10 protein-coding genes are annotated in these 11,236 nt (G+C 37.5%); 8 read left to right on the forward strand and 2 right to left on the reverse strand.

From position 1 onward, the window contains the following. The 8 genes from QXL17_07905 to QXL17_07940 form a co-directional block, all read left to right on the forward strand. Positions 1-483, forward strand: a 483-nt coding sequence (locus QXL17_07905) for a hypothetical protein (GenBank protein MEM4259051.1), incomplete at its 5' end; no start/stop codon positions are given. A gap of 79 nt (positions 484-562) precedes the next feature. Then, positions 563-3,220, forward strand: coding sequence for a carboxypeptidase-like regulatory domain-containing protein (locus tag QXL17_07910; GenBank protein ID MEM4259052.1), 2,658 nt, complete (start codon positions 563-565; stop codon positions 3,218-3,220). A 52-nt stretch (positions 3,221-3,272) separates the two neighbouring features. Continuing rightward, positions 3,273-3,539: a hypothetical protein gene (locus QXL17_07915; protein MEM4259053.1), complete on the forward strand. Its 267-nt coding sequence runs from the start codon at positions 3,273-3,275 to the stop codon at positions 3,537-3,539. Positions 3,540-3,542: 3 nt separating this feature from the next. Continuing rightward, positions 3,543-4,277, forward strand: a complete 735-nt coding sequence (locus tag QXL17_07920; protein ID MEM4259054.1) for a winged helix-turn-helix transcriptional regulator — start codon at positions 3,543-3,545, stop codon at positions 4,275-4,277. A 316-nt stretch (positions 4,278-4,593) separates the two neighbouring features. Next, a complete protein-coding gene (locus tag QXL17_07925; protein ID MEM4259055.1) occupies positions 4,594-4,836 on the forward strand; it encodes a hypothetical protein in 243 nt (80 codons plus the stop codon). Between the two features lie 590 nt (positions 4,837-5,426). Then, positions 5,427-7,277, forward strand: coding sequence for a PQQ-binding-like beta-propeller repeat protein (locus QXL17_07930; protein MEM4259056.1), 1,851 nt, complete (start codon positions 5,427-5,429; stop codon positions 7,275-7,277). Positions 7,278-7,723: 446 nt separating this feature from the next. Next, entirely contained in the window at positions 7,724-8,119 is a 396-nt protein-coding gene (locus tag QXL17_07935; GenBank protein ID MEM4259057.1) for a hypothetical protein, read from the forward strand. Positions 8,120-8,482: 363 nt separating this feature from the next. Continuing rightward, entirely contained in the window at positions 8,483-8,644 is a 162-nt protein-coding gene (locus QXL17_07940) for a hypothetical protein (protein ID MEM4259058.1), read from the forward strand. A gap of 533 nt (positions 8,645-9,177) precedes the next feature. Here the strand turns inward: QXL17_07940 and QXL17_07945 are convergent. Beyond that, positions 9,178-9,693 (reverse strand): IS1595 family transposase, encoded by a 516-nt coding sequence (locus QXL17_07945; GenBank protein ID MEM4259059.1) that lies wholly within the window; start codon positions 9,691-9,693, stop codon positions 9,178-9,180. A gap of 213 nt (positions 9,694-9,906) precedes the next feature. Next, entirely contained in the window at positions 9,907-10,899 is a 993-nt protein-coding gene (locus QXL17_07950) for a hypothetical protein (protein ID MEM4259060.1), read from the reverse strand. Between the last annotated feature and the right edge of the window lie 337 nt (positions 10,900-11,236).

Below are 11,236 nucleotides of genomic sequence, written 5' to 3' on the forward strand. Positions count from 1 at the left end.
CACATCTCCTCTTCAAATTCATGCATCGGTTGTCGATTCTTTTTGCATCCCATAGTATATCCCATCCAAAGGAAGGAATGGGATACATTTATTTATACTCAAACGTTCTTAACCGATGACACATGCATTCTTTTTCTTTTTATTCACTTGATTATAGTAACATCAGGATGTCTTGAACAAAAAAATAAAGGAACTACTGAAATAATTGATAAAAGATTTTTAGGATCTTGGATCAATATTTCGTTAAACCTTACAATTACTTTTGATGCTGATGGATTTGTTCGGTATAGTACATGTGATTGTGAACGTAAATGGGGGATAAGAAATCAAACATTGTTTTTTTATTACCCTGAGTATAGTGGAAAAAAAGATGCATTGCTTTATGAATCTTCATACAGTTTTTCCAATGATAATCAGACGCTGTCATTAACGAATTTGTATGACTTGACAACTGAGACTTATGAAAAATTGTTACTTCCTTGAAGGCCTTCGTATTGTTTGATGCTTTTCAAATAAAGTATTTATTCGCAAACTGACTAATAACTTATAAGGACTGGTGAGGATGCAGAAATTAATTAAAAGTAGTATAAGTATTTTAGTTTTTTTAACAGTACTATCATCAATTGAAATAAACCTTTTTACAACTACTGATGAATCTCCTAAAATTTCAGAAAAACATTATTTCAATTCATCTCACATATCTACTTTTTCAACGGCTGAGAACTCTGCATTAATTCATTGGAATGCTACTTTTGGTGGTTCCGGTGATGACATCGGTTATTGTATCAAACAAACAAACGATGATGGTTTCATTATTATCGGGTCGACAACTTCAAATACTAAAGGACAAACCGATGTTTTACTCGTAAAACTAAATCGAGATGGCTCTGTTCTCTGGTCAAAAACCTTTGGAGGCCCCGGTTCCGATGAAGGTCGCTCGATACTTGTAACATCAGATGGATATTACCTTGTTGGGTCCACGGATTCTTATGGAACTGGTGATAGTGATATCTGGGTAATTAAAACAGATGAACGAGGGGATATTATTCAAAATAAAACAATCGGAGGTGCAGGTGCTGATACCGTATCTCAGGTCATTGAAAGTTCCGATAACTTAGGTCAAATCATGGTTGGAACAACTTATCGAAATAATAAAGCAAATATCTGGGTAATTAAAGAAGGAAGGAATCCATGGAATAAAACCTACAGTAACATCGGAGATTGTGTTGGTACTTCGATACATAAAACAATCAACGGGTATATAGTTTTAGGAACAGAAACTTATCTAAATGGTTCGAGTAGGTTACTTGTTTTGAATATTGATAACTCAGGAAATATTCGTTGGTCGAAAACCTTTGGAGGAATTGGTAATTATTATGGATCGTCAGTTGAACAAACTATTGAAGGAAATTACTTGATTACTGGTTCTTATATTCATGAACAGATAAGTGATATCTTTTTGTTGAAAATTACATCAAGAGGTAATGTTCTTTGGCAAAAAACCTATGGAGGGGTTGATGCAGATGAAGGTTATTGTGTGAAACAAGCATCCAATGGATATCTAATCATGGGAATGACATCATCTTATGGACCAAACGAACCTGGAAATATGAATATTTGGCTTCTGAAAACTGATTCTAATGGTGTTGAACAATGGAATGCCACCTTTGGTGGAATATACGATGATTTTGGGACTTCAATGATTCTTGATTGGCATAATGATTCAAATTATATTCTAACAGGATACACGAAATCCTTTGGGGCACAAGGAGCAGACATATGGATAATACATACAACTGATCCTCCAACAATTCCAATACCAGAAATTCCAACAGGTCCACGTACGATGTACACAGGACAGCAAGGAACGTATACAACATATGCTGCTTCATCCGCCGATTCAGAGATGTTTTCGTATCAATTTTCATGGGGTGATGGAACCTATAGTGAATGGACGTTATATGTATCATCTGGAATTCCTGTCAGCGGTATCAAAATGTGGAATAATCCAGGAAGTTATCAAGTAAAAACCCGAACAAAAGATATTAATAATCATGAAAGTAAATGGTCTGAACCACTACTAGTGATTGTTTCAGATAAAACCTTACCTAAGAAACTTGATATTTCAGTTAATCCTCCAACAGGGATCATTGAACAAACATCTTTTTATGTCTTGATCACTGCCGATGGACTACCTGTTGAACAAGCTATGATTACTTTTGCTGGCAACATATACAGAACAGCAAGTAACGGTATAGCTGAACTTACTGCACCATCCATTGAAGACAATACTCTTTTTACACTCAGTGCCTCATATCCAGGATATAAAACTGGTTCAACAACTATACTTGTAATCGCAAAACATCAAGCAACAACTAATGCTTGGATATTTGGTTTGATCAGTTCGGCGACAAATGGAGCTCCTATTCAAGGAGCAACAATATGTATCTCCCCAAATGATTTAGAACAAGAAAAAACAAAACGATGTACAATAACAGATTCCTATGGTCAATACTATTTTGTAGTCATTCCAGATGTTGATTATAGCATAACTGTTGAAAAATTTGGTTATGAAACCATACAAAACAGGATCATAGTCTTACCAAATCAAGCAGTTGAATATTCTGCTAGCCTGAAACTTTTAAACACTCCTAATAGCATATCTTCATCTCAAGAAGCATTAGAAAAAGTAATATCATTACAGATTGAAACTGGAAAAATAGGTGGACAAATACTTCTTGAACCACATGCTCAGGATATACAAATTTATAATGATGCTATTAGAATTACCAGTTTAGATTATGCCCCCGGAGAAAGCTATAGTTTCCATGTACATGCAGAAGAAGGAACACCTGTTTCAGTATTTGCAATACGTGTCAGTCCTGGAACGTTGGATCTATCCTCGGTTTCAATTAATGTTGATGGTGAGGATATTGAGTATGTTGGTTTTAATGAGCTTTTTGATACTGAACAAGCACCTACGTGGACAATGATTAAAACTTATGATTCAAAAGGTTTAGAAACAGGTTACGTTCTTATTAAAATATGTTTTAGCGAACATGTTGTTACTATTTTTTCGTATGTACAAAAAGTCATTGAATGGCTAACTCTTCCTTTAGCGGTAGGGATATATGTCCTTGTTTGTTTTTTAGGAATATCCGCATTTCTTTATCCTTTTTTGGCATGGCCTCCTAAAATTCAAAAAGGAAAAAAATTATAGCAAATATTAAATCCTTGTTTCTCGTTACATTATTTAGGGTGGTGAATGGGATATGCAGCTCGACCAGATTATCATAAGTGCATGTGTAACTACTTTTTCTCTTGGTTTGTTGATTGTTTCAGTCACAAGCTATCGAAAGCATAAAAATCAGAAATTACTTTTTGTCAGCGCTGTTTTTTTTCTCTTACTAATTAAAGGAATATCACTAAGTATCGGTTTATTTGTTGAAGATGTTCTGATCTGGTTATATCCATTATACAGCAGTCTGTTTGATGTTTTCATATTGCTTCTTTTGTTCGTTGCAACCTTAAAGAGATAAGCCATGAGTGAAGTTCTAAAACAAAATATCTATAGAAAGATTGCAAAAATTATTTCTCGACACGATGGTATACAACTAAGTATTATTGCAGAACAAATGCATCTTGATATTCCTATTATTGAGCAATACCTGTCGTCGTTAGAACGAAATGGAAAAATTTTTTCAATCAATAATGAAGGTAACCTTCTTTTTTATAGTTGTAAAAAAGGGATGCGTGAACAACGGACCAAACAAATTCGTAAACAGATCTTTGAGATCCTGAGAAGAAATCCTGGCTTGTATTTAACTCAGGTTGCTGATCAATTGAATATGAGTGTTCAGCTTGCTGAATATCACCTTCGTTCAATGGAACGAACTGGTAGCGTTCAAGGAATCAAAACAGGAGATTATTATCGCAGGTACTATGTGAAAGAAAGTAATATCGGCGTTCAAGAAAAACAAATAATTTCTCTTCTCCGCCAAGAACATCTTTTACAAATTGTATTACTTATAATGAAACATCCAAATATTAGTCATAAAGAATTATTGAAACACGTGGACATTACTGCGGGTACGTTGTCCCATCATTTGAGTCATCTATATAATTGTGGGCTTATAGAAGTTACAACGTACGGTCGGGAAAAAGGATATTGTGTTAAAAACAAAAAAGAGATCATGAATATTATTCGGTTCCATATTGTTGATGTGATTACTGATAGATTTACTAATATTTGGAATGATCTCAATCTTAAGGAATAATTTTTCCTTTGATGCTTTTCAAAATGTTTGACCCATTTCAAATAAGTGTTAAATAGAAAGGATTACTAATTTACATTGTAGGAAATATAGATGATCTTTTCTTAATTCATCTTATTTCCCCCCTTATCCGATTTCTTTTAAGGATTCAAAGCGGAACTCAGTGCGGTTAACTTAAGAAATTTTAATCCCAGCCCACAGATTCCATATGCGGTGAAATAACATAGAATAGATGGGATTGAAATAGTAAAAGAAGCTGCTGAAAGAAAAACATATCGTTGTCCGTGAACGAACACCAATAGAAACACAACTTTATGATGTGTTCCTTTACCTCGGAGGTCTCTCACTCAAAGGAGTAAAAACACGGCTTCTCAGTATCACAAGAAGTCGAACCGCGATCAGGACATGGGTACAGAAACTTGGTGGACTCATCAAAAAGAAGATCGCAGATGAACTCCCTGAAGTGGTGATCGCTGATGAAACCCCTTTTCAAGTAAAAGACATGAATCTCTGGTTCTGGTACGTCATCGACCCAAAAACACGAAAACCTCATCCACTTTAAAATCACCTGGAACCGAACAAACCATGCCTGTAAAAAACTCTTTTCAGAGATAGAAGCTATCTACGGAAAGAAACCAAGACTCGTCATCACCGATGGAGGACCATGGTACTATATCCTCCCCGGACTTGGTATCTCTCATGAAAGAGTCTCCGTTTGGGATACGCAGCTATATCGAACGGTTCATCGAGACAATAAAGGACAGAACAAGACTGTTTGACAGCTACTTCCCCAGCGGATACACTTGAGTTGTCGGCCATGTCCACAAACGGATGATCCTCTATGCATTCTATTACAACTGGATCCGAAGTCATATGAGCTTCAGTGACAATTCACCTATTCTTGCTGAATAAGGTATTGTCATTCCTACAGAATTCGAACGGTTTCTGTATGTACTCCGCATGGAGGTTTTATGCTAAAGTTAACAGCACTCTGTGCATCCCAAACAGAGGAAATGCACATCCCCTTACTTAAATCATGCCGCACAATACCGTTTGATGATCTTCAAAATATTTGATACATTTCAAATAATCTTTTTATGTAATGTTATAAATATAATATTCAAAAATAATTAAAAAATATGAGGGAAAAATATGAAGAGACAATTTATTGGACTATTTATAAGCATGCTGTTGCTTGTAGCTATTTTTTCAGTATCAGCTACAAATGATCAACAAGAAATAATACAAAAGAACTCAACGCGGACTATTGATTGGTGGCCGTACTTCCGTCACGATGCAACTAATAATGGAATGTCTCAATCGCAACCAGTAATAAATATAATTGATTGGTCGGAAACCGTCCCAGTACATCAATATCAAACACCAATTGTCGTAAATGATATGATTTTTCTCGTTGGTTCAGACCAACGATTATATTCATTAAATACCATCGATGGTTCAATTATTTGGGGAACACCCGATCCTTTGCCGTATCCAGTTACTTCACCTAGTTTTATGGATGAAAAAGTATTCATTGGTGCGGGAAACAATCTTTATGCTTTTGATGCCTATAGTGGTGGAGATCCTCTATGGATCTCGCCAACAGCCGGAATGATGAAACAATATCAGGAAAATGCACCGACTGTCTTCGATGGCAAGATATATTTAGGATCTGGTAACAAAATTCAATGTTTTTCTGCAGACAATGGAACGATACTTTGGAGTACAACAGATTATTCTGGCAGTGTTGGTAGTTCACCAGCAATATCCCAAGGGAGCCTCTATGCAAGTTTTTCGAATAAAATGTATTGTTTTGATCTAGCAGGTGGAACAAAAAAATGGGAATTCTCAACTGATGCTGGAAAAATAATTACAACAACGCCTGTTGCATACAAAGATAAATTATATTTTGGTGCATATCAAAACCAAAATAGATTTGTGTATTGTATTAATATTAATGATGGAACCCTTATTTGGACATATTCACCTGAATCTGGCCCAGGAGGATTTTTATCATCTCCAGTAATAACTCAAAATTATCTTTATTTTGGAGCAGGAGCAAATATATATTGTTTAAACGCAACAACTAGTTCAGTAAAATGGAAAAAACTAGTTGAACCATCTGGTCAAGCAAATATATATTCATCTGTGATTGTTGCTTATGGGAAAGTTTATTCCTCATTTTATACAGGAAATTTTATTAATAATACCATACGAATGAACGCAAATACTGGAGAAATCGAATGGAAACAATCAATTCCGGGACATTATTTTTCAAGTCCAGCACTTGCTGATGGCTATCTTTATGTTGTCCATGATTTCAATGGATATGGTATCACAAGGATTGGAGCAGAAAATGAACCTCCACAGATACCAACATTACAAGGACCAACGAACGGTTTTGTAAATGTAAATTATACATATACTGCAACAACCACAGATCCAGAGAGCAATAACATATCGTATATGTTTGACTGGAATGCAGCTGGTTCCCATGAATACTCAACATGGACACCATTAAGTGCCTCAGGAACACCCATCACTATGACTCATCAATGGAAACAGCCTGGAACATATCAAGTAAAAGTAAAGGCAAAAGATTATCATGATTATGAAACAGAATGGTCTGCGCCATTAACGGTCATTATAACCATTCCTCTACCAAAACTGGAAATAACTGAAATCACTGGAGGAAAAGAAGGAATAATTACAGCAAAAATAAAAAACATTGGCGATGCAGTTGCAACAAATATACAATGGGATATAACAATAACTGGTGGTTTTATAATTTTTGTTAGTACATCTAGTGGAACTATTAGTTCTCTTTCTGTTGGTGAAATCAGAGATATAACACTAGAAGGGACAGGATTCTTTGGGATCGGTATTGGCTTCGGCAAAATCAAACCTATCCCAAAGATCACAGTAAGTACAAAAAATAGTTACTCTAGTGCTGAATTATCTAAGGAGGCTAAAATCTTCTTTAAAAAAGTAACTATTCAATAATAAAGAGGTTCTTCTTTGCCTTTTTCACGACAATTTTGTCATGGAGGAACCACTTAATCTTTTCTTTTTTGCGAAACTTTAATCGTCTTACAATGTTTACTCTGTGTTAGACCTCTTGCAACCTCAGTAGCTAACATTTTTTAGTGCATTTCTCATTGATAATAATGGGATTAAACAATGGAAATGCACCAAACATACACATATCTTGAAGCGACTATTTTAAACTTGTTCATAGCATTTGGCATTCACCTTCAAAACCATTCAGAACCGCATTGGTAGAATTGATTGTCTTTCTCCTGGAAAACAACAAAGCACATCTCTCAAAAATAGGAGAGTATCTCTGTGATAACCTTAACAAGATCACTACGCCGATTCAACGCATACGTCGTTTTCTCTCTAACCAAAGGGCATCCCCTTCATTGACTGTTAAACCGCTGAGATACTTGATGCGTCCGCTTCTGGAAAAGCTCCCGAAAATCATACTCATCGTAGATCGAACAAATTGGGAGAAACGGCGACAGCACATCAACATCCTCTCTGTAGCGGTGATCCTACAAGAGTCGTGCTCTCCCGTTGTATTGGATGGTGTGTCCGGCAAAAAAGGAAGCAGCACTCTAGAACAATGGAAACAGGTGTTGTTTCCTGTTGTCATTGTGTTACAGCAGATGAGTTGGCTTTCTGACAAACAGATCCATATTCATGTGGTTGCTGATCGGGAGTTCGCCAGTCCGAAACTCGCAGAATGGTCGAAAAACTTGTACGATGTTGAAGTGACGTTACGCATCAAATCCAGATGCATCTCAAGGGTGAAGACATTAAAGAGAACAAAGTTGCTTCGCTGATCAGACGGATGAAGAAAGGTTCTCGCTGCATCCTCTATAACCAGGTGTTGACCAGAGACAGCAGTTTCAAAATGAACGTTCTGTTGACCTGGGGTGAAGACTACGATGAACCATTGGTTGTCGCAACCACATCAAGAAATCCTGTTACTGCTGGCAACATCTTTTAACAACGGTCAACATTGAGCGTATGCATAAGGACTGGAAAAGCAACGCCTTCGACCTGGAGAAAACCAGAGTCACAGACCCAAAACGAATAGAAACCCTGTTGATACCTATCGCTTTTGCCTATATCCTCTGTGTTCTGGAAGGGAAAAAGAAGGAACATAACAGTGAAATGCGAAAACCTCCAAAAGGGAACAGTGCATGGTCAGTTTGTTTCTCAGCGAACTTCGAACCATCTCTCGATATCTGCAACGTGAAAGCCTGAGGCGATTCAAACGGTTCATTCTCCAGTTACTTCAACCGATTTTGCAGACTTGGAGCATCAATCCATCCACCATCATCATTGAAATCAAATTCACCTAAGTGCTTGGTTCAAACAAGCTTCCTTAGAATACCCTCTTTTTCATCGGCGAGTTTTTCCTCAGTTTTTCAATGGAACAAATATCTCTCTGCACCAAAAAATTTGCGGAGATTCCATTTTTACAGGTAGATGAACCAGCAAAATAATGTTGGCTCATGTTCGTGAATTGTCGGACAGAATGAGTTCAAACCATTGACCTTTCTCGTTCAACAGAAAGGCAAGGAAATCAAGATATCCTTGGAGATTCTTCTTTGATACACCTCGATATCTTCTCAGATAAGCTCTGATGAATCCATTTCTGTTTTCACAACTGTTGACATGGACGTCACCTTTTGCCCATTCGTAAGAACTGTGTGTGACGATGTGATGCTCTCATACCTCTGGAATCTTCTCTGCAATTCCTTCATAAATAGTGTATTCGTCAGTATTCACAATGACGGTTCCACTGATCAATCGTTGGAGCTTCCCAACGAATCCTTTGAAGTTTTTCATCACTTTGTATCTGACCTTTGGGTATTCCCCCTTTTTACCATGGTCAATACTGGTGGTTTATCCTTATCCCAAGTGCCACGTCCCCTGGTTCGCAACCCTCGCGTTTCCGAGCGTTGGTTTGTTTCTTTCCTTTAGCACCTGCATGGATGTATGCTTCATCGAGTTCCACGATTCCTTCAAGGCTGATCTTCTGAGCGTGTCGCGATGCTTTGTTATGAACTGTATGAACAAAATCAAGAACAGAAGCATAATCCCTGTCGAGTTCATAAGCGATTTGATTGGTGGATTTACCCTCCATTTCTTTCAAGATGTAGAACATCTCCTCCAGAGGAAATTTTCGATCATCGAAGATTGTTCCTGTGAGATCATTGAAGTATTCTTTGCAGTCTTGACATTGGTATTTTCCTGCGCCTTTTGGAGTGGTTCCATCACTCCAAATATCTTTGGAAAGACAATAAGGATATCTGATTGTCCCTTTCCATCGCGTCTGCCTTAGATATTCAAAACAAGATTCCCTATTAGGGAGAAAAACGTTTTTGACCACATTGTGACTTACCATTATCCCATCCCTGCCTCTCTTTGATTAGATATGCAGGGGTATATTAGTTCTCCGCTAATTCAACGATAAGACCTAATGGGAATTCCAAATGAGACTGAAACTCATTTGGAGGTGATCCATTGACTATTACATTGATATCTCCCTCTATTCCAACTGTCTATTTGTTCAACATCCTGGTGGTCACCGTTCATCGTGTACCCACCAGTTAACATCTCAAGTCAGACCTCTTTTTGAAACAAGATGATTTTTGAAGCCATTTTGGAGTCTAACCAGAGCGATGATATGTAACGCTAGAAAAGCAAGATGAAATTGTAGTTCGATGGTTTCTTTTCCTTTTCTTTTGATTGCTTGTTGCAGTCCATGGTCGTTTTTAATACGGTCGTTTTCTGATTCGGTGATGTTCCGCCGGTGGAAGTGGTCAAGATAACCGTCAGGGCATTCTTCTTTTGCTGCGATATGTTGGTTTCTGAGTATATGCCCAATGGTGTCACAGCAGTCTTTTTTCACCAGATACTTCATCATAGACTCTTCTGATCTGTTCACTGTGAAATCAGGTTCTGTGTGAAATTTCTGATACTCTGCTTTAATCGCAGAGGATGTAGCATCATAGTTGTACACCCAGTTATCTGCTATATCGTACTGAAGCCGTGTGTTCTCGAGGATTTCTGCATGTGCTATGTTTTCTATAGTGGCATACTTACCATCTACAAAATCTTCTTTCACCTGGATTCCACATCTTTTGAGTTCTTGAAGTTGAGGGATGAGTCCTTTGCCTTCAGTATCGTTGATCCCAATGACAGTCCCAACCAAAGGGACAATCCCGGTCTCCTCGTTATATGATTCCGTAGTCGCAACCTTGTACCCGGTGAGTTCATAGTGGCCGTTAAACTCAGCAGCAGTATCCGAGCTAACAGCTTTTAATGGGAATGCATCACTGCCGCAACAAACTCCAAAATCCACATCAAGTTTTTCTGCTGCTTTCTGCAGCACCACAAGAATAACATGATCGATTTTTTTAATACCGTCAACACCAAACCTGTTTCTCAGGTTATACCTGATGGTCTCACCATTCGGTGTTTTGAACATCCCATCTGGTTTCCTTTGATATCCAAGCAGTTCTGCATCGGTTGGATATGTCCTCAGATGATGTGCCATAGCATCTGGGGTCAACTGATGTATTTTCATAAAGATAAGAGTACGACCCATAGGGCCCAGATATTGTACGCTCTTTAATCGCTTGTAGTAGGGTCTCATCGCTTCTTCCAACGAAGTGACATCTAAGAAACTCAAAAAGAGAGCCAATCTCATCGGATGGCTATCATCTGGATTGTAGAATTCTGTTCTACTATCACCGTATCTTTCAATTTCCGCAGATTTGAAGTGTTCTTCGATTGCGTAAAAGTTTTCAATTTTCTACCGGCTACATCCCGAAATGAATCCATAAATTCAGCATAACGTCTCATTTTGCTGTGAGAATCACGCACAGCAAACAGAAAAAATCATAATTCAACAAGCTTTTTTACAGATTTTTTCAACAAAACCA

It is taken from the genome of Candidatus Thermoplasmatota archaeon (genome assembly GCA_038884455.1).
In the GTDB taxonomy this organism is placed as follows: Archaea; Thermoplasmatota; E2; order DHVEG-1; family DHVEG-1; genus JAWABU01.

Coding starts and splice junctions, on each gene's coding strand:
- QXL17_07945 (MEM4259059.1), bottom strand. CDS start 9,693: ATGGTAAGTCACAATGTGGTCAAAAACGTTTTTCTCCCTAATAGGGAA.
- QXL17_07950 (MEM4259060.1), bottom strand. CDS start 10,899: ATGGGTCGTACTCTTATCTTTATGAAAATACATCAGTTGACCCCAGAT.
- QXL17_07930 (MEM4259056.1), top strand. CDS start 5,427: ATGAAGAGACAATTTATTGGACTATTTATAAGCATGCTGTTGCTTGTA.
- QXL17_07920 (MEM4259054.1), top strand. CDS start 3,543: ATGAGTGAAGTTCTAAAACAAAATATCTATAGAAAGATTGCAAAAATT.
- QXL17_07915 (MEM4259053.1), top strand. CDS start 3,273: ATGCAGCTCGACCAGATTATCATAAGTGCATGTGTAACTACTTTTTCT.
- QXL17_07940 (MEM4259058.1), top strand. CDS start 8,483: ATGGTCAGTTTGTTTCTCAGCGAACTTCGAACCATCTCTCGATATCTG.
- QXL17_07910 (MEM4259052.1), top strand. CDS start 563: ATGCAGAAATTAATTAAAAGTAGTATAAGTATTTTAGTTTTTTTAACA.
- QXL17_07935 (MEM4259057.1), top strand. CDS start 7,724: ATGCGTCCGCTTCTGGAAAAGCTCCCGAAAATCATACTCATCGTAGAT.